General features: G+C 64.1%; 18 protein-coding genes and 2 tRNA genes. 7 read left to right on the top strand and 13 right to left on the bottom strand.

Going from position 1 to position 17,930, the window contains the following annotated elements; translation table 11 throughout:
* Positions 1-29: 29 nt before the first annotated feature.
* The 6 genes from J1M43_RS01315 to J1M43_RS01340 all read right to left on the bottom strand — a co-directional run bounded on the left by J1M43_RS01315 (position 30) and on the right by J1M43_RS01340 (position 3,701).
* Complete coding sequence (locus J1M43_RS01315; protein WP_206475489.1) at positions 30-419, bottom strand: helix-turn-helix transcriptional regulator; 390 nt, start codon at positions 417-419, stop codon at positions 30-32.
* A gap of 52 nt (positions 420-471) precedes the next feature.
* Positions 472-544: transfer RNA gene (locus J1M43_RS01320), tRNA-Ala, on the bottom strand.
* 27 nt (positions 545-571) lie between these two features.
* Positions 572-645: transfer RNA gene (locus J1M43_RS01325), tRNA-Ile, on the bottom strand.
* Between the two features lie 53 nt (positions 646-698).
* Positions 699-1,652, bottom strand: coding sequence for a DUF4097 family beta strand repeat-containing protein (locus J1M43_RS01330; RefSeq protein WP_206475490.1), 954 nt, complete (start codon positions 1,650-1,652; stop codon positions 699-701).
* Positions 1,649-2,344: a response regulator transcription factor gene (locus J1M43_RS01335; RefSeq protein ID WP_033105585.1), complete on the bottom strand. Its 696-nt coding sequence runs from the start codon at positions 2,342-2,344 to the stop codon at positions 1,649-1,651. Before J1M43_RS01335 ends, J1M43_RS01330 begins: the two co-directional genes overlap by 4 nt.
* A gap of 52 nt (positions 2,345-2,396) precedes the next feature.
* On the bottom strand, positions 2,397-3,701 hold the full coding sequence (locus J1M43_RS01340; RefSeq protein WP_206475491.1) for a histidine kinase: 1,305 nt from the start codon (positions 3,699-3,701) through the stop codon (positions 2,397-2,399).
* Positions 3,702-3,805: 104 nt separating this feature from the next.
* Here J1M43_RS01340 and J1M43_RS01345 point away from each other — a divergent pair, with 104 nt between their 5' ends.
* Positions 3,806-4,516 carry a VIT family protein gene (locus J1M43_RS01345; protein WP_206475492.1) on the top strand — a complete coding sequence of 237 codons (711 nt, stop codon included), beginning with the start codon at positions 3,806-3,808 and terminating at the stop codon, positions 4,514-4,516.
* A gap of 60 nt (positions 4,517-4,576) precedes the next feature.
* On the opposite strand, the gene J1M43_RS01350 is transcribed toward J1M43_RS01345, so the two are convergent.
* The 7 genes from J1M43_RS01350 to dnaA form a co-directional block, all read right to left on the bottom strand.
* On the bottom strand, positions 4,577-4,981 hold the full coding sequence (locus tag J1M43_RS01350; protein ID WP_033105587.1) for a DUF3566 domain-containing protein: 405 nt from the start codon (positions 4,979-4,981) through the stop codon (positions 4,577-4,579).
* Complete coding sequence (gene gyrA, locus J1M43_RS01355) at positions 4,978-7,518, bottom strand: DNA gyrase subunit A (RefSeq protein WP_206475493.1); 2,541 nt, start codon at positions 7,516-7,518, stop codon at positions 4,978-4,980. Before gyrA ends, J1M43_RS01350 begins: the two co-directional genes overlap by 4 nt.
* A gap of 61 nt (positions 7,519-7,579) precedes the next feature.
* Positions 7,580-9,652 carry a DNA topoisomerase (ATP-hydrolyzing) subunit B gene (gyrB, locus tag J1M43_RS01360; RefSeq protein WP_033105589.1) on the bottom strand — a complete coding sequence of 691 codons (2,073 nt, stop codon included), beginning with the start codon at positions 9,650-9,652 and terminating at the stop codon, positions 7,580-7,582.
* Between the two features lie 119 nt (positions 9,653-9,771).
* Positions 9,772-10,263: a DUF721 domain-containing protein gene (locus J1M43_RS01365; RefSeq protein ID WP_033105590.1), complete on the bottom strand. Its 492-nt coding sequence runs from the start codon at positions 10,261-10,263 to the stop codon at positions 9,772-9,774.
* Positions 10,256-11,500, bottom strand: a complete 1,245-nt coding sequence (recF, locus tag J1M43_RS01370) for a DNA replication/repair protein RecF (protein WP_206475494.1) — start codon at positions 11,498-11,500, stop codon at positions 10,256-10,258. Before recF ends, J1M43_RS01365 begins: the two co-directional genes overlap by 8 nt.
* Positions 11,501-11,551: 51 nt before the next feature.
* Entirely contained in the window at positions 11,552-12,694 is a 1,143-nt protein-coding gene (dnaN, locus tag J1M43_RS01375) for a DNA polymerase III subunit beta (RefSeq protein ID WP_206475495.1), read from the bottom strand.
* A gap of 422 nt (positions 12,695-13,116) precedes the next feature.
* Positions 13,117-14,832, bottom strand: a complete 1,716-nt coding sequence (dnaA, locus tag J1M43_RS01380; protein ID WP_372460273.1) for a chromosomal replication initiator protein DnaA — start codon at positions 14,830-14,832, stop codon at positions 13,117-13,119.
* Here dnaA and rpmH point away from each other — a divergent pair.
* The 6 genes from rpmH to rsmG are packed head-to-tail and all read left to right on the top strand — an operon-like array spanning position 14,831 to position 17,906.
* Entirely contained in the window at positions 14,831-14,968 is a 138-nt protein-coding gene (rpmH, locus tag J1M43_RS01385) for a 50S ribosomal protein L34 (protein ID WP_033105593.1), read from the top strand. The genes dnaA and rpmH overlap by 2 nt on opposite strands.
* Positions 14,969-14,973: 5 nt before the next feature.
* On the top strand, positions 14,974-15,324 hold the full coding sequence (gene rnpA / locus J1M43_RS01390) for a ribonuclease P protein component (protein WP_084595662.1): 351 nt from the start codon (positions 14,974-14,976) through the stop codon (positions 15,322-15,324).
* Positions 15,321-15,671: a membrane protein insertion efficiency factor YidD gene (gene yidD, locus J1M43_RS01395; RefSeq protein WP_033105594.1), complete on the top strand. Its 351-nt coding sequence runs from the start codon at positions 15,321-15,323 to the stop codon at positions 15,669-15,671. Before rnpA ends, yidD begins: the two co-directional genes overlap by 4 nt.
* Positions 15,672-15,674: 3 nt before the next feature.
* Entirely contained in the window at positions 15,675-16,745 is a 1,071-nt protein-coding gene (gene yidC, locus J1M43_RS01400) for a membrane protein insertase YidC (protein ID WP_033105595.1), read from the top strand.
* A complete protein-coding gene (locus tag J1M43_RS01405; protein WP_033105596.1) occupies positions 16,742-17,248 on the top strand; it encodes a R3H domain-containing nucleic acid-binding protein in 507 nt (168 codons plus the stop codon). The genes yidC and J1M43_RS01405 overlap by 4 nt, the downstream gene beginning before the upstream one ends.
* 31 nt (positions 17,249-17,279) lie before the next feature.
* The gene (gene rsmG / locus J1M43_RS01410; RefSeq protein ID WP_206475496.1) at positions 17,280-17,906 is read left to right on the top strand and encodes a 16S rRNA (guanine(527)-N(7))-methyltransferase RsmG; all 627 of its coding nucleotides are present in this window, start codon (positions 17,280-17,282) and stop codon (positions 17,904-17,906) included.
* Positions 17,907-17,930 lie beyond the last annotated feature (24 nt).

Raw genomic sequence — 17,930 nt, forward strand, 5'->3', positions numbered from 1 at the left:
CCAGGTATCATCGCACGACTGCCGCGAGCTCACGGCTTGGAGCGACGCACTATCTCCTGCGCCAGCTCGACGTCGCTGTAATCGGCAATGGTGTGATGGACGACAATGACAGCACCAGCGATGTCGCCCGCATCGAGGTGGCCGCCGACGAGAAGGGCTTCCAGCGGGTTCCGCCCGCATGCGCGGGCAACGTGCACTGCCTCGCGAGTAGTGGGGTGTCGCTCACCCCGGCGCCAGTAGCTCACCTTGGAGTCCGACACGTCCAGCCGCCGCGCGACCGACGCCCCCGGGGCGTGCTCGGTGATCTTGTTGAACGTTAGCCAACTACTATTTGAAGCGATGCCATCGGGTAGCTCCGACACCTCGTACGACATCTCGCAACGCAGAAAAATCAAGTCGACCCGGGTTTTGTTGCCCAACAATGCAGAACGCCCGGCAGCTGCGTGAGCAACGACCGGGCGTTCTATCCTGTGGAGCCTAGGAGATTCGAACTCCTGACATCCTGCTTGCAAAGCAGGCGCTCTACCAACTGAGCTAAGGCCCCGCGAGGGTGTTTAGTTGAGGTGAAAAGTGGGGCTACCAGGATTTGAACCTGGGACCTCTTCATTATCAGTGAAGCGCTCTAACCAACTGAGCTATAGCCCCGTCAACCTCCAAGACTTTACCGGAGATCGACGGAAAATCCGAATCGACGCCGGTCAGTCACCCGGCCGCAGAACCGCGCTGCCGGCAGAGACGCTGACCACGATCGAATTCCGCGCATTCGACGACGTCTGCAGCCCGTTGTCGAGCGATCCGGCACTGACATCCTGACGTACGTCGTACTCCTCATCAGGCAGTGTCAGTTCGAGCGATCCCGCGCTCACATCGACCTGCACGTCACGCGGTGCTGTCCCGGTGAGCTCAGCCTCCAGCCGTCCTGCAGAGATCGAGAAATCGGCGGTGGAGACGTCAGCCAGCTCGAACTCGGCGCGCCCCGCACTCAGATCCGCCTCGATGGTGTCCGCCGATCCCGTGATGAACAGTGCACCGGCGCCCACCTCGACGTCGATGTCACCGAAGTCACCCTGTACATCGAGACTTCCTGCGCCGAGCGAGACGTCGGCATCGAGCCTTTCACTGCGCAGCTCGTCGGGCAGGGTCAGAACCACACTCTGGTCGTCGTTGAACCAATCGCCGAACCACCACCCGAAGTTCATCTCCGGGCTGTTCACGACGAGTTCGTCACCGTCGCGCGACAGACTCCAACGGTCATCGCCACTGCCGGAGAGCTCCAGCTGTGCCTGCTCGACATCACCGAACTCAACCCGCACCGCCGCACCGCCGACATCGAGATCGATACCAGTGATGCCCGAGGCATCCATCTGCTGACGGGAATCGACCGGGGCACTCGCATCGTTGACGGCAGCGACTGCCGCCGTGCCTCCGGTCGCGAGGAGAGCGACGCCGCCGAACACGGCGATCGCGATCGCACCCGCTCGTGCCCCCGAGCCGCGCGGAGTCTGCGGGCCCTGTGCAGAACTGGCCGATGCCGGAGCGCCCGGAGCCGGCCCACCAGGAGCCGCGGCATTCGTCAACGGCGCCTGCTCCGCCGGCGGCGGGCTGAGGGGCACGTCGTGCCCGCCCTGGTTGTTCTCTGATTCGGCGTTCATCGTGCCGCTCCTGTCTGTGGCGTGTTCCCGAGCGGACCGTTGCCGCTGCCGGTGTTCTCGATGTGGGCGAGCGCGGCGAGCACTCGGCGGTTGCCGGCTTCGGGTTCGAGGCCGAGCTTCTGAAAGATCGACGTGATGTACTTCTCGACGCTGCCCTCGGAGAGGAACAACAGCCCCGCGATCGTCTGATTCGACTTGCCCTCGGCGATGAGCGAGAGCACGGTGCGCTCGCGCTCGGTGAGTTGCAGCATCCGGTCGTCACGGTTGCGACGGGTGAGCAACTGCGCGACGACCTCCGGATCGAGAACGGATGCTCCTTCCGCGATCCGCTCGACCGAGGCGACGAACTCGGCCACATCCGCGACACGGTCCTTGAGCAGATAGCCGAGTGGGCCGCCCTGCGCAGCGATCAGGTCACTCGCGTAGCGCTCCTCGACGTACTGCGAGAGCACGAGAAGTGGCAGCGATGGATGCGTCTTCCGCAGCCCGAGCGCCGCGCGGATGCCCTCGTCGGTGAACGTCGGAGGCAGTCGCACATCGAGGATGCACAACTCGGGGTCCGTCGTCCGCACCGCGTCGGTGAGGCCCTCGGTGTCCGGCAGGGCCGCGACGACCTCGTGGCCGGAGTCCTCGAGCAGTCGCACGAGGCCCTCGCGCAGCAGCACGGAGTCCTCACAGATCAGGATGCGCATGAGATCTGTCCTTTCGGTGCGAAGTGACGTTGCTGGTCGAGATGCGTACAGATCAGGATGCGCATGGCACGCTCACCTCCAGCGATGTCGGACCGCCCTGCGGGCTGTCGAGACGGAACGTGCCGCCGGCTGCGAGCACGCGGTTCGAGATCCCGTCGAGGCCGCCACCGGGCTGCACCTGCGCGCCGCCCATGCCGTTGTCCTCGACGCGGGCCCACAGCACGCCGCCTTCACGCAACCGCACGATCACCCGGCACTCGCTCGCCCGCGAGTGCTTGGCGGCATTGGTGAGCGACTCCGCGATCGAGAAGTAGACGGCGGCCTCGGCATCACGGCTGCAGCGTCCGTCCAGGCGCACGTCGAGGTGCACGGGGATGTGCGACCTGCTGGCGAGGGCGGAGAGCGCAGCATCCAGTCCTCGGTCGTCGAGAACAGACGCATGGATGCCGCGGGCGAGCTGTCGCAGCTCGGTGATCGCCGCCTTCGTCGAAGTGTGCGCTTCGCCGATCAGCTGCTTGGCGGCCGCCGGGTCGTCGTCGATCTTCTGGTGCGCGAGGCCCAGCGTCATGCCGACCGAGACCAGCCGGGGCTGGACGCCGTCGTGAAGGTCGCGCTCGATGCGCGTGCGCTCAACGTCGGCAGCACGCACGGCGCCTTCACGCTGTGCACTGGTCGTGCGCACCTGCTCGGTCAGTTCGGCCTCACGGTTGGGAACCACGAGTGCGCGGCTGATCGTGCGGTGCAGAAGCGCGAGGCCGATGATGCCGGCGGCAGCAGCGAGAACGCCGAGGATGCCGACCAGCACCGCCCACTCGACGCCGACCTGACCGACGCCGAACGCGAGCGGGATCGATACCGTCTCTGCGGTGCCGAGCGGCGCGAAGATGGTGATCGCCGCGAACACCAGCGCCCAGAAGAGCCGGAGCACCAGTGCACCGAAGATGCACGCGATGACGAAGCTCGCCACCGCCCGCCACATGCGCCCGTCGATGCTCTGGCGACCGAGCGAGCGGAGCCACCCTCCGAACCCCGGCCGCTGACGGCGGCGAGGCTGCAGGTCGGGGACATCGAGGCCGTACAGTCCTCTGATGCGAACGATCTCGAACCAGCCGAGCCCGAACAGGGCGTAGACGAAGCCCACCAGGAACAGCAGTCCGATTCCGAGGACGAAGAGCAGGGCCAGGCCGGTTCCGAAGGTGGCGGCCAGGATTCCGATGACGCCGCCGCCGAGCACGCCGAGCGCTGCAAGGTGCAGGATCGTGAAGAACAGCCGCAGCGGCGGCGCTTTCGCCGGCGCCGGAGACACCGCGGAGGGGACAGCCGGAGACACCGCGGAGGGGACAGTCTGAGTGGTCATGCCTCAAACGTAGGCCGCAGGCCGCAGGCCGCGACACCGTGTCACCCGGAGAGCTCCGTTCGGGTTTCCCCTACTACGACGATCTGATCTGCTTCACTGGAGCCATGACCGCACATGAGGGAGAACCGCACGTCGCCGGACTCGGACAAAGGTTGAACTGGCTGCGCGCCGGAGTGCTAGGCGCCAACGACGGGATCGTGTCCGTCGCGTCCCTCGTCGTCGGCGTGGCCGGCGCGACCACCGACAACGCGGCGCTGCTGACCGCAGGCCTTGCCGGTCTCGTCGGCGGCGCGATCTCGATGGCCCTCGGCGAGTACGTGTCGGTGAGCAGTCAGCGCGACAGCGAGCGGGCGCTCATCACGAAGGAACGTGAAGAACTTCGGACGATGCCGGATGCCGAGCTCGCCGAGCTCGCGGGTCTCTACCGTGACCGAGGGCTGAGCGATGAGACGGCGCTGAGGGTCGCAGAGGAGCTCACCGCGCATGATGCACTGACTGCGCACCTCGAGGTAGAACTCGGCATCGATCAGGAAGACCTGGTCAATCCCTGGCACGCGGCCCTGTCGTCTGCGATCGCGTTCACGCTCGGCGCCCTGTTGCCGCTGCTTGCCATCCTTTTGCCCCCGCCCGAGTGGCGCGTGCCCGTCACGTTCGTCGCAGTCCTGATCGCGCTCGCTGTGACGGGCGCGGTCGCCGCGCGAATCGGAGGATCACCACCGCTTCGGCCGTCGATACGCCTCGTGGCGGGCGGGGCGCTCGCACTGGCCGCCACCTGGCTGATCGGCACATTGCTCGGCACCGCCGGCGTCGTATGACGACGAAAGGGCGGATGCCGCAGCATCCGCCCTTCACTCGACCGTCGAGCGCGTCGAGAGTCAGTTCGAGGTGAAGCCGACGAGCAGCCCACCGGTGACCTTCACGGCCAGGTTGTAGATGCCGGCGCCGACGGCGCCCAGCACGGTGACCACGATCAGGTTCAGGATCGAGACGACCGCGGCGAACGCCATCACCTGGGGCAGTCCCATGAGTGAGGCGAGCGAGACCGATCCGTCGGTGATGTTGCCGACGAACTCGTCTGTCTGCGACATGATGCCGGTCGCCTGCAGCACGAGGAAGATCAGGAAGAACGAGACCATGGTCACGATCGCGAGCGCGACGGCGGCAAGGAACGACAGCTTCACAGCCGACCAGAAATCGACGTAGACCAAACGCAGGCGGACCTGCTTGCCGCCGGTCTTACGCGTCGATTTCTTCGCCAGCTTGTCGGCTACTGTGCTCATACGTCGTTGCTTTCCTCAGGGGTCTCAGTGTCGGGGTCAGCCTCGTCCAGTTCTTCGACGATGCGGCGTTCCCCATTACGTGCGATGGCGAGGATCCGGTCCTTCTCAGAAGTACGGGCGAACACCACTCCCATGGTGTCTCGGCCCTTGGCGGGCACCTCGGCCACGGCAGAGCGTACCACCTTGCCGCTGGACAGAACCACCAAGACCTCGTCGTCCTCGGACACGATCAGACCACCCGCGAGAGTGCCCCGGTCGTCGTTGAGTTTGGCGACCTTGATGCCGATTCCGCCGCGTCCCTGAACGCGATACGCGTCGACCGCGGTGCGCTTCGCGTAGCCCCCGTCGGTGACGACGAACACGAACGCGTTCTCGTCGGCGACGGATGCCGAGAGCAGATTGTCCTCGCCGCGGAAGCTCATTCCCTTCACTCCGGCGGTGGCGCGACCCATCGGGCGCAGCGCCTCATCCGTGGCGTTGAAGCGCAACGACATGCCATGACGGGAGATGAGCAGGATGTCATCGGTGTTGTCGACGAGCAGGGCGCTGACCAGCTCGTCCTCTTCGCGGAGGCGGATCGCGATGACCCCGCCCTGACGGTTGGTGTCGTACTCGGTCAGGCGGGTCTTCTTGACCAGGCCGTCGCGGGTCGCGAGCACCAGATACTCCGCCACGTCGTAGTCGCGGATGTCGAGCACCTGCGCGATGTTCTCGTCCGGCTGCAGGGCGAGGAGGTTCGCGACGTGCTGCCCCTTCGCATCGCGGCCCGCCTCAGGCACCTCGTACGTCTTCGTGCGGTAGACGCGACCCTTGTCGGTGAAGAACAGCAGCCAATGGTGCGTCGTCGTGACGAAGAAGTGCTCGACGATGTCGTCCGCGCGCAGCTGCGCGCCCTTGACGCCCCTGCCGCCGCGGTGCTGCGAGCGGTAGTTGTCGCTGCGGGTGCGCTTGATGTAGCCCTCACGCGTGACGGTGACGACCATCTCCTCTTCGGCGATGAGGTCTTCCATCGAGACGTCGCCGTCGAATCCCTGCAGGATGTGCGTGCGGCGGTCGTCACCGAAGCGCTCGACGATGCCGGTCAGCTCGTCGCGGATGATCGTGCGCTGGCGGGCCTCATCGGCGAGGATCGCCTTGAAGTCCGCGATCTTGAGCTCGAGCTCGGTGGCCTCATCAAGGATCTTCTGCCGCTCCAGAGCCGCGAGGCGACGCAGCTGCATGGTGAGGATGGCATCGGCCTGGTCGTCGTCGATGTCAAGAAGCGACTTGAGCCCTTCGCGGGCTTCGTCGACCGTGGGGGAGCGGCGGATCAACGCGATGACCTCGTCGAGCGCGTCGAGCGCCTTGAGGTATGCGCGCAGGATGTGCATGCGCTCCTCCGCCTTGCGCAGACGGAAGGTCGTGCGCCTGACGATGACGTCGATCTGGTGTGCGATCCAGTTCGTGATGAACCCGTCGAGCGCGAGCGTGCGCGGCACGCCGTCGACGATCGCCAGCATGTTCGCGCCGAAGTTGTCCTGCAGCTGGGTGTGCTTGTACAGGTTGTTCAGCACGACCTTGGCGACGGCATCCCGCTTGAGCACGACGACGAGGCGCTGACCGGTGCGGTCGCTGGTCTCGTCGCGGATGTCGGCGATGCCGGTGATCTTGCCGTCACGGGCGAGGTCGCCGATCTTCACCGCGAGGTTGTCGGGGTTCACCTGGTACGGCAGTTCGGTGATCACGAGGCATGTGCGGCCCTGGATCTCCTCGACGTTGACGACCGCGCGCATCGTGATCGAGCCGCGTCCGGTGCGGTACGCCTCGTGGATGCCTTTGGATCCGAGGATCTGCGCGCCGGTCGGGAAGTCAGGACCGGGGATGCGCTGGATGAGTCCCTCGAGGAGCTCCTCACGAGGCAGGTCGGGGTTGTCCAGCGCCCAGAGCGCAGCGGCCGACACCTCACGCAGGTTGTGCGGGGGGATGTTGGTGGCCATACCGACCGCGATGCCGACCGACCCGTTGACCAGCAGGTTCGGGAACCGGGCCGGCAGAACGTCGGGCTCCTGGGTTTGACCGTCGTAGTTCGGGGAGAAGTCGACGGTCTCCTCTTCGATGTCGCGCACCATCTCGAGCGCGAGTGGCGCCATCTTCGTCTCGGTGTACCGAGGAGCGGCGGCGCCCATGTTGCCGGGGGAGCCGAAGTTGCCCTGGCCGAGCGCGAGCGGGTAGCGCAGCGCCCACGGCTGCACGAGACGCACGAGGGTGTCGTAGATCGCGGTGTCACCGTGCGGGTGGTACTGACCCATGACCTCGCCGACCACGCGAGCGCACTTCGAGAACGCCTTGTCAGGACGGTAACCGCCGTCGTACATGCCGTAGATCACACGACGGTGCACGGGCTTGAGGCCGTCGCGCACATCCGGCAGCGCACGACCGACGATGACGGCCATGGCGTAGTCGAGATAACTGCGCTCCATCTCGAACTTCAGATCGACCTGGTCGATCTTGCCGTGCTCGTGGAAGGGTGTCGCGTCGGGGCGGTCTTCGTCAGTCATGTGTTTCTTTCGTTTGCCGAGCTTGTCGAAGCATCCGGTCCTCGCTCAGAGTTCCTGCGGGTCAGATGTCCAGGAAGCGGACATCCTTCGCATTGCGCTGGATGAAGCTGCGTCGGGATTCGACGTCCTCGCCCATCAGCACACTGAAGATCTCATCCGCGGATGCGGCGTCTTCGATGGTCACCTGGCGGAGGGTCCTGGTGGTGTGATCCATCGTGGTCTCCCACAGTTCCTTGGCGTTCATTTCGCCGAGACCCTTGTAGCGCTGCACGCCGTTGTCCTTCGGGATGCGCTTGCCGTTCTCCACCCCGTGCTTGAGCAGGGCGTCGCGCTCGGCATCCGAGTACACGTATTCGTGCGGCTGGTTCGACCATTTGAGGCGGTACAGCGGCGGCATCGCGAGGTAGACGAATCCGGCCTCGATGAGTCCGCGCATGTAGCGGAACAGCAGCGTCAGCAGCAGCGTGGTGATGTGCTGGCCGTCGACGTCGGCATCCGCCATCAGCACGATCTTGTGATAGCGCGCCTTTTCGATGTCGAAGTCCTCGCCGATGCCGGTGCCGAAGGCCTGGATCATCGCCTGGACCTCGCGGTTTCCCAGCGCCTTGTCGAGGCGCGCACGCTCGACGTTGAGGATCTTGCCGCGAAGAGCGAGGATCGCCTGCGTGTGCGGGTCGCGCCCCTGCACGGCCGATCCGCCTGCGGAGTCACCTTCGACGAGGAAGATCTCACTGATCGACGGATCCTTGCTGGTGCAGTCCTTCAGCTTGTCCGGCATCGCCGCCGACTCGAAGACGCTCTTGCGGCGCGCGGTCTCGCGCGCCTTGCGGGCGGCCATGCGAGCGGTGGCGGCATCGATCGCCTTGCGGATGACGTTCTTCGCCTGCGCGGGGTTGCGGTCGAACCAGTCACCGAGCTGATCGCCGACGACCTTCTGCACGAACGCCTTCGCCTCGGTGTTGCCGAGCTTTGTCTTGGTCTGTCCCTCGAACTGCGGCTCGCCGAGCTTGATCGAGATGACGGCTGTCAGGCCCTCGCGCACGTCGTCACCGGAGAGGTTGTCGTCCTTCTCCTTGAGCAGGTTGTTCGCGCGGGCGTACTTGTTGACGAGTGTCGTCAGTGCCGCACGGAAGCCCTCTTCGTGCGTACCGCCCTCATGCGTGTTGATGGTGTTCGCGTAGGTGAAGACGTTCTCGCTGTAGCCCGTCGTCCACTGCATCGCGACCTCGAGCGAGATCTTGCGCTCGAGGTCTTCCGACTCGAAGTCGATGATCTCGTCGTTGACGACCTCGGCGTGACGCACCTTGTTCAGGTATTCGACGTAGTCGACAAGGCCCCGCTCATAGAGGAAGAGGTCGGCCCGCTGCTTGGTGACAGTGGTGCCCTCTTCTTCCACCTCGTAGGTCGCGCCCTCGCGTTCGTCGCGCAGTTCGATGCTCAGGCCCTTGTTCAGGAAGGCCATCTGCTGGAACCGCGTGCGCAGAGTTTCGTAATCGAACTCGACGCCTTCGGTGAAGATCTCGGGGTCCGGCCAGAACGTGATGTCCGTACCGGTCTCTTCGGTCTGAGCGCCCTGGATGAGTCCCTGCTCCTGCGGAACACCGCCGTGACTGAAACTGTGGTTCCAGATGTGGCCCTGACGCTTGATCGTGATGTCGAAACGCGTGGAGAGCGCATTCACGACCGACGAGCCGACACCGTGCAGACCGCCCGAGACCGCATACCCGCCACCGCCGAACTTGCCACCGGCGTGCAGGATCGTCAGCACGACCTCGACACTCGACTTGCTCGGGTCTGAGGAGTGCGGGTCGACGGGGATGCCTCGGCCGTTGTCGACGACCCGGACTCCGCCGTCGGCCAGGAGCGTGACGAGGATCGTGTCGGCATGTCCGGCCATCGCCTCATCGACCGAGTTGTCGACGATCTCCTGAACCAGGTGGTGAAGTCCTCGGGGCCCGGTGGAGCCGATGTACATACCGGGGCGTTTGCGAACGGCCTCGAGACCTTCGAGGACCTGAATCTCGTTTGCGCCGTACTCACCCTGCTGCTTCTGCTTCGGGCTGATGGTTCGCTCAGTTTCGGGGGTGCCCCCGGTTGTCGATTCAGGCTCGTCAGCAGGGGTTTCAGGCGTCATCAGAGGTGATTCTCCACATCGATATCTCGAATCCCCAGTCTAGCCTGTTCGGGAGGAGATGATGTGGCTATACGGCCGTGTGTGGCCCTGAAATCGATCGGGATGCCTCGCTTGGTGCCCTACCCGTAGGTATCGCGTGGACCACGCCCTGGGACGGCTCTCGGGCCCCATTTCCAAGAGGGGACGTCGGGCCCGATAAATCGAAGGTTGTTCACACCCGCCTGCGGGTAGCGTCTGCCGATCTCGGTGAGGATGGTCGCCCGCATGAACTGGAGGTTCTTCGCCCAGGCCGTCGAGTCGCATTTGACCGTCAGCATCCCGTTCTCCAACGACACCGGTTCGGAATGCTTCGCGGTGTCCGAACCGGCGAGATCCGCCCACTGCCTGACCAGGTCTTCGCGAGCCAGCGTGATCTCCCAGCCGGACTCCCGGCTGAGTTTGTCGAGCACGGCGCCGAGGACACCGGGGTCGCGCCCAGGTGTGAACGGGGCGTTGTCATCGTCGTCACGGATGCGACGCTTGCGCTTCCAGGATTTCGAGCTCGGCTTCAGGCCGCGCAGGCGCAGGTAGGTCGCGACCGTCTCGGGGACGTCGGATGCCGCGTCACTCACCGTCGTCCTCCTCGCCGTTGTCTGGGCCGTTGTCTGTGCTGCTCTCGTTAGTGCTCTCGGGAGTGCTCTCGGGAGCGGTTTCGTCAGAACCGGCGCGGTCGTCTGTGATCGTTCCGGCGTCGATGCGAACGACATGACGATGCAGCGCCTCTGGAATATCCTCCTCGACCGCGGCGGTCACCACCACCTGCTCGTAGCCGACCGTGAGACCGGCGAGCCGCTGTCGCCGATCCGCGTCGAGCTCGGCGAACACGTCGTCGAGGATCAGCACCGGGTCGCCGGCGGGCGATTCCGCGCGCAGCAGTTCGGCGGATGCCAGGCGCAGCGCGAGTGCGACCGACCAGGATTCTCCGTGCGAGGCATACCCCTTGACCGGGAGCGAGCGCACCCTCAGCAGCAGATCGTCGCGATGCGGACCGACGAGAGTCAGTCCGCGGTCGAGTTCCTGCGTGCGTTTCGCCTCCAGGGCCGCACGGAACATCTCGGCGATCTCGCCGCGTGAATCCGACGAGCCCACCTCGCCCTCTTCCGGGTCACCGCCTCGCACCGACAGCGCCCACTCGATCTGCGGGGAGTGATCCGCACCGGCGATCGCCGTGTATGCGTCGGCCAGCGGCTGTTGCAGATCGGTCGCGAGGCGCAGCCGCTGATCGATGATCTCGGATCCGAGCGCGACGAGCTTGTCGTTCCAGACGTCGAGAGTCGCGAGGGCTTCGCCGCGGATGCCGCGGGCACGGGCCGACTTCAGCAGCGCGGTGCGCTGCTTGAGCACACGGTCGTAGTCTCCGAGGACGCCGGCCATCCGCGGAGTGCGCTGAATGAGCAGCTGATCGGCGAAACGTCGTCGGGACGACGGATCACCGCGCACGATCTGCAGATCTTCCGGGGCGAACAGCACGACGTGCGCGTAGCGCGGAAGCTCATGCGTCTTCGAGGGCGAACCGTTGATGCGCGCCTTGTTCGAACCCTGCCTGTTGATCTGCACCTCGGCGAGCACTTTTCGCTCGCCGACCGAGAGACGCGCACGGATCACGGCATATTCCTGACCGTCTCTGACCATCGGCGCATCCGACGATACCCGATGCGAACCCAGCGTCGCGAGGAAGACCACGGCTTCCGCGAGATTCGTCTTGCCCTGACCGTTTCGGCCGACCAGAACGTTGGGCCCAGGGAGCAGGGCGAGTTCAGCGGTCGCATAATTGCGGAAATCCACCAGGCTCAGATGCTCCACAATCACGGGTTCACCCTACCTTTTGCCACGGACAAGACGCCGGGCCGGCGACAGAGGTCAGCGGAGAAGAAGGTTGGGCTGGAGAAGGTACTTGAACGAGTCGCTGCCCACCTGGTCGACCGAGGTCTGGCTGGTGATCAGCACCGGGCTGAGTTTGTTCGCGTTGTCACTCGAGGTGAACGTCACGCGTACGAACTCGCTCTTGACCGCACTGAGCGCTTCGGTCAGGTACTGCGGGTTCAATCCGAGAATCACGTCGTCGCCGCCGGAGAGATGGGCATCCACCGACTCGGATGCGCGCGCCTGCTCACTGCCCGAAGCATCCATCGTCACGCTGTCGGATGTGAAGGTGAAACGCAGCGGAGCAGCGCGATCGAGCACCAGCGCGACGCGTCGGACTGCCTCGATCAGGTCGGCGGTGTTGACGACCGCGTAGTGCTCGGTCTGCTCGGGGAACAGCCGACGAACCGGCGGGAAATTGCCCTTGATCAGGAGGGAGGTGACGGTCTTGTTGCCCGCGGTGAACGCGATGATCTCACGATCGCCCTCCCCCGAGAACGAGACCTGGATCGTGCCGGCGTGCCCGAATGTCTTGCCGACCTCGGTCAGCGTGCGGGCGGGGACCAGCGCAGTCTGCTCGGGAGCATCGCCGTCCCAGGGCACATCACGAAGGGAGACCCGGTAGCGGTCGGTGGCCACGAGGATGAGATTGTGACCCGACACTTCGAGCTGCACACCGGTGAGCACGGGAGTCACGTCATCGCGCGACGCTGCGAAGCCCACCTGGGCGATCGCGGTGCCGAAGTCGTCTGCAGGGACCACGCCGGAAGATCCGGAGACCTCGGGAATCGAGGGATATTCCTCAACCGGCATGGCAGCCAGGGTGAACCGTGCCGATCCGCAGGTGACCGTGATGCCGCCGTCCTCCTCGACGGCGATCTCGATCGGTGCGTTCGGCAGTCGGCTGGCGATGTCGGAGAGCAGTCGGCCGTGAACGAGAATCGTGCCAGGTGTGTCTACCGTCGCCTCGATCGTCGTGCGGGCGGATGCCTCGTAGTCGAATGCCGAGAGTGTGAGCCCCTGCTCGCCTGCTTCGATCAGGACACCGGCGAGGATCGGCTGCGGGTTGCGTTGGGGCAGCAGTTTGACGACGAATGAGACAGCTTCGCTGAAGACATCGCGGTTGACCTGGAACCTCACGGGCGCTCCCTCGTCGTAATCACAAGAACTGAGACGGGTGGACCCCCGTCAGGGGTTCCCATCGTATCCCCACAGCAGCGATGCGCCATACGACGACTTCTCCCGTTCTTGAGGTGATCGGATCCGGCTCTCAGAGGGTTAACTCCTTAATGGTGTTAACCGCTGTGGAAACTGTGGATAACTCGGTGGATATCAATCGCGAGTAAGGAACTACATGCGTGTGAGATGTGGAATCAGTGAGGAATCCGCACTAAAACAGGGTGTGGGTGACATCGATGTGATTCGGAGTTATCCACAGGATGTCGCGATCGACACACATTCGTCCCGAACTCGACACGTATTCATCCACAAGTTATCCACATGTGTAAACCGGCATTTATCTGATGCGTCGCGGCCCTGTCAACTCTCCGACAGGATGTTTGTCAGCGTCGGCCGAGCTGCGTGGTGATCTCGGTGACCTGGTTGTAGATCGAGCGACGTTCCTTCATCAGCTCGCTGATCTTCTTGTATGCGTACATCACGGTCGTGTGGTCGCGATTGCCGAACAGCTGCCCGATCTTCGGCAACGACAGGTTCGTACGCTCGCGGCAGAGATACATCGCGATCTGGCGAGAGGTCGCGATCTGCTGCGAACGACTCGATCCGTACAGGTCGTCGACCGTGAGCTTGAAGTACTGCGCGGTCGCCGTGATGATGTCGGTCGGCGAGATGATGTTGTCCTCCGCCGTGTCGACGATGTCGCGGAGCACGGTCTGGGCGAGGGAGATGTCGAGCGACGACCGATTCAGGCTCGCGAAGGCAGAGACGCGGATGAGCGCGCCTTCCAGTTCGCGGATGTTCGACGACACCACGGTCGCGATGTACTCGAGCACCTCATCGGGGATGTGCAGGGCCTCGCTCTGCGCCTTCTTGCGGAGGATCGCGATGCGCGTCTCGAGGTCGGGCGCCTGGACATCCGTGATCAGGCCCCACTCGAAGCGGCTGCGCATCCGATCTTCGAAACCGGTGAGGTGCTTCGGTGCGACATCACTGGTGATCACGACCTGCTTGTTGTGGTCGTGCAGCGTGTTGAAGGTGTGGAAGAAGGCCTCCTGCGTCTCGGCGCGACCCTGAAGGAACTGGATGTCGTCGATGAGGAGGATGTCGACGTCACGGTACCGGGCCTGGAATGCGGAGCCGCGGTTGTTGGCGATCGAGTTGATGAAGTCGTTCGTGAATTCCTCGCTGGAGACGTATCGGACCTTGACCCCCGTGTAGAGGGACTGCGCGTAGTCGCCGATCGCGTGGAGTAGGTGAGTCTTGCCGAGGCCGGAGTCGCCGTATATGAACAGTGGGTTGTACGCCTTCGCCGGCGCCTCGGCGACGGCGACCGCGGCCGCGTGCGAGAAACGGTTGGACTGTCCGATCACGAAATTGTCGAACGTGTACTTCGGGTTCAGCCTGGATTCATGGCGCATCGGCGTTGGCTGTTCCATGGGCGATTCGCTGCGTGGCATGTCGGACCGACTGAAGTCTGCGACGACGATCGGCGCAGTGGGCTGCTCGGCGAGCTCATGGTTCACGACCACGCGGAATGCGGTGACCTCGTCACCCAGGTGAGTCAGTGCCTCCATGATCGGCATGCGAAGGCGCTTGTTGATCTGCGCCGCAGTGAGGTCGTTCGGCACGTCGAGGTAGAGGGTCGCACCCATGACCCCGGCTGGAACCACGAGACTGAGGAACCCCTGCAATTGGGGTGTGACGCGGTCGTCGTGGTCGAGGAGATCCGCCACCTGCGCCCAGATCGGAACGTCGGGCTGGGCAGGAGAGGACATGTTGCTCCGGGCAAGGGCTCGCGGAGGGTAGGCCTGATCGGCTGTTCCCCCCTGTGGATAACTTCGGATGCCACGGTAGTCATCCGCGCTGTGAACGGCAACCTGCCTGTGGAAAACTTCGGGTGTGTTGCGGAGCCCGCGAGTGTCGAGGTTGTGGATAATTGCCGTGCGGAGTCTTGATGCTCGAACCGGTCGTGGCGTGGAGATTTGCCCTCTGCGCCGGTAAGAAGTACCCTTAATCGGTTGACTTATGTCCGAAATCGGGCAGTTCCCTATGTCTCCGGTCGTACACATCCGGTGACAGCGTTCCCGGAGTGATCCCATGACCAAGCGTACGTTCCAGCCCAACAACCGCCGCCGCGCCAAGAAGCACGGTTTCCGCGCCCGTATGCGCACGCGCGCCGGCCGTGGCATCCTCTCTGCTCGCCGCGCGAAGGGCCGCACCGAGCTCTCGGCGTAAGCCTCGTGCTCGCCCGTCCGTTCCGACTGACGCGAGGCACCGACTACAGATCGGTCGTCCGTCGCGGTGTTCGGTGCGGGGGCGCCCGTGTCGTCACTTCCATGCTGGTGACCGGTGAGGCACGTGAACCCAGGTTCGGGTTCATCATCAGCAAGCAGGTGGGCACCGCTGTGATCCGCAACACCGTGCGTCGACGGCTCAAAGCCGTGTGCGCACGGGTGATCGCAGACGTTCCCGAGGGCACGGATGTCGTCATCCGTGCCCTTCCTGCATCCGCGACCGCCAGTTTCGCTGAGCTCGATGCCGATGTGACCCGGTGCCTGGCGCGTCTGAGTCGCGAACGAGCGTCGGTATGAGTGCACTTCCCTCCTACGCCATCGGCTCGGCGCATCTGCATGGCGACGACGTCTTGCGAAGCATCCCGCTCGTGCCGCGGAATCTCGTCCTCGGGTTTCTGGCCGGCTACCGCGCCGTGATCTCGCCTCTCTACGGAGACGTCTGCGCGTACTACCCGTCCTGCTCGGCCTACGCTGTAGGTGCGGTGCAGCAGCACGGTGCGGTGAAGGGAGCGGTGCTCTCGGCATGGCGGATCCTGCGCTGCAACCCCTGGACCAAAGGCGGCGTCGACGACGTTCGTCCTCACGACCATTTCCGATACGACTTGACCGCTCGAGGTTTCGTCGTACCTTCCCGAAAGGACTGATCAGTGGGTCTTGACCTTCTGCTCGCCTCTGCGACACCTGCTCCCGATTCCGGCGGGGGTGGCTTCGACCTGCTCGGAACCATCCTCTGGCCGTTGAAGTGGGCTGTTGAGCTCATCCTGGTCGCCTGGCACTGGCTGTTCACCACCATGGGACTTCCGGAGGCATCCGGTATCACGTGGATCCTCTCTATCGTCGGCCTGGTCATTGTTGTTCGTGGCGCAGTATTTCCCCTGTTCGTGCGGCAAATCAAGAGCCAGCGCAAGATGATGGAAATCGCTCCTGAGATGAAGAAGGTCCAGGAGAAGTACAAGGGCAAGAAGGATCAGCTCTCGCGTGAGGCGATGAGCCGCGAGACGATGGCTCTGTACAAGAGGCATGGCACATCACCGATGTCGAGCTGCCTTCCGTTGATCGTCCAGATGCCGATCTTCTTCGCGCTGTTCAGCGTGCTCAACGACGTCACCAAGCACGCACAGAACAACCTCGGCGGTGTCGGGCTGCTCAGCCCCGAGTTGACGAAGCAGTTCTATGACGCCACGATCTTCGGGTCGGTATCGCTGCACGGGACACTCGGCCAGGCGGTGGAGACCCAGAACACGATCGCCATCGTGCTGCTGGTCATCCTCGTCGTACTGATGATCGGATCGCAGTTCTTCACCCAGCTGCAGATCATCTCGAAGAACCTTTCGCCTGAGGCCAAGACCGGCCAGGCGTACCAGATGCAGAAGATCATGCTCTATGTGCTGCCGCTGGGCTTCATCTTCTCCGGTGTCTTCTTCCCGCTCGGTGTGGTCGTGTACTGGTTCATCTCGAACCTGTGGACCATGGCGCAGCAGTTCCTCGTCATCCGCGAGATGCCGACTCCTGGCTCCGAAGCAGCCAAGGCCCGCGAAGAGCGTCTCGCTCGCAAAGGCAAGGCGATCGATTCCTCTGGCAAGGTCGTGCCCATGTCGGTCTACGAGGCGGAGCAGAAGCGGATGCTGGATGAGGCCGAGAAGGCGAAGCAGAACACTCCGAAGCGCCAGCAGCCCGTGGGTAAGAAGCGAGCCAAGAAGAAGGGCCCCAACGCATGACCGGTGAGAACGTCGTCGAGCGAGCCGTTGATCGTTCTGAGCCGACTGTCGAGCAGCTCGAGCATGAGGGCGATGTGGCTGCGGACTTCCTTGAGGAGCTTCTCGACATCGCAGACATCGATGGAGATCTGAACCTCGACGTTCGTCAGGGACGGGCCTATGTCTCGGTCGACGCTGAGGGAGAGGAGATCTCCGTGCTCGCAGACCCTGACACTGTGCAGGCTCTGCAGGAGATCACCCGCCTCGCGGTGCAGAGCAAGACTGGTTCCTTCTCGCGCCTGATCCTCGATGTCGGTGGATCGCGTGATGCACGTCGCCGGCAGCTCGAGAAGCTGGTGGATGCTGCGGTCGTGAAGCTCGACGAGGGTGCATCGCAGGCGTCGCTTCCTTCGATGTCCAGCTACGAGCGCAAGCTGGTGCATGACATCGTCGCTGACCGCGAGTTGGTTTCGGAGTCATACGGCGACGGCGCGGATCGCCACACGGTGATCCGTCGTCGCTGATGTTTCACGTGAAACATCGTGGGGGAGCGGGATGACTTCGCTCGAGGCGGAGCCGGATGCTGCCGCGACACTGTTCGGCGAACGGATCGAGCTCGCTCGTCGATTCACGAGCGCTCTCTCAGCGCAGGGCGAAGAACGTGGTCTGATCGGACCTCTTGAGCTTCCTCGTCTGTGGACCCGCCACGTTCTCAACAGCGCTATCGCTGCGCCGATCTTCCACGGGATGGCTGTAGACATCGGTTCCGGTGCTGGCCTTCCGGGCATTGTCCTCGCGATCGCGCGGCCGGACGTGAGGTGGACGCTGGTGGAGCCGATGGAGCGGCGTGTCACCTGGCTCAACGAGCAAGTTGAAGAGCTCGGTCTGGACAACGTGGAAGTGCTGCGGGCACGCGCTGAAGAAGTACGCGCGATTGGAACATTCGACTTCGTCACGGCACGCGCCGTCAGTGCGCTGCGCACACTGATCCCCCTCACGGCGCCGTTACTGCGCGACGGGGGAGAACTCGCGCTGCTCAAGGGCGTGAACGCGCCGGCTGAGATCGACGCCGCTGCCAAGCAGATTAAGAAGTACCGGCTCAGTGACGTGCGCGTCGAAGTTCTGGGTGAAGGCGTGCTTGATGAGACGACGCGGGTGGTTCGGGCGGCAGTTCGGGGCTGACTGGTTCTGACTGGTTCTGACCGG

It is taken from the genome of Microbacterium sp. KRD172 (assembly GCF_017168295.1).
In the GTDB taxonomy this organism is placed as follows: domain Bacteria; phylum Actinomycetota; class Actinomycetes; order Actinomycetales; family Microbacteriaceae; genus Microbacterium; species Microbacterium profundi.

Excerpts from the sequence above, each read along its gene's own strand:
- J1M43_RS01330 (WP_206475490.1), bottom strand. The coding sequence starts at position 1,652 with ATGAACGCCGAATCAGAGAACAACCAGGGCGGGCACGACGTGCCCCTC.
- gyrA (WP_206475493.1), bottom strand. The coding sequence starts at position 7,518 with ATGACTGACGAAGACCGCCCCGACGCGACACCCTTCCACGAGCACGGC.
- gyrB (WP_033105589.1), bottom strand. The coding sequence starts at position 9,652 with ATGACGCCTGAAACCCCTGCTGACGAGCCTGAATCGACAACCGGGGGC.
- J1M43_RS01345 (WP_206475492.1), top strand. The coding sequence starts at position 3,806 with ATGACCGCACATGAGGGAGAACCGCACGTCGCCGGACTCGGACAAAGG.
- rsmG (WP_206475496.1), top strand. The coding sequence starts at position 17,280 with ATGACTTCGCTCGAGGCGGAGCCGGATGCTGCCGCGACACTGTTCGGC.
- J1M43_RS01405 (WP_033105596.1), top strand. The coding sequence starts at position 16,742 with ATGACCGGTGAGAACGTCGTCGAGCGAGCCGTTGATCGTTCTGAGCCG.
- J1M43_RS01350 (WP_033105587.1), bottom strand. The coding sequence starts at position 4,981 with ATGAGCACAGTAGCCGACAAGCTGGCGAAGAAATCGACGCGTAAGACC.
- J1M43_RS01335 (WP_033105585.1), bottom strand. The coding sequence starts at position 2,344 with ATGCGCATCCTGATCTGTGAGGACTCCGTGCTGCTGCGCGAGGGCCTC.
- rpmH (WP_033105593.1), top strand. The coding sequence starts at position 14,831 with ATGACCAAGCGTACGTTCCAGCCCAACAACCGCCGCCGCGCCAAGAAG.
- yidD (WP_033105594.1), top strand. The coding sequence starts at position 15,321 with ATGAGTGCACTTCCCTCCTACGCCATCGGCTCGGCGCATCTGCATGGC.
- dnaA (WP_372460273.1), bottom strand. The coding sequence starts at position 14,832 with ATGGGATCACTCCGGGAACGCTGTCACCGGATGTGTACGACCGGAGAC.
- J1M43_RS01340 (WP_206475491.1), bottom strand. The coding sequence starts at position 3,701 with ATGACCACTCAGACTGTCCCCTCCGCGGTGTCTCCGGCTGTCCCCTCC.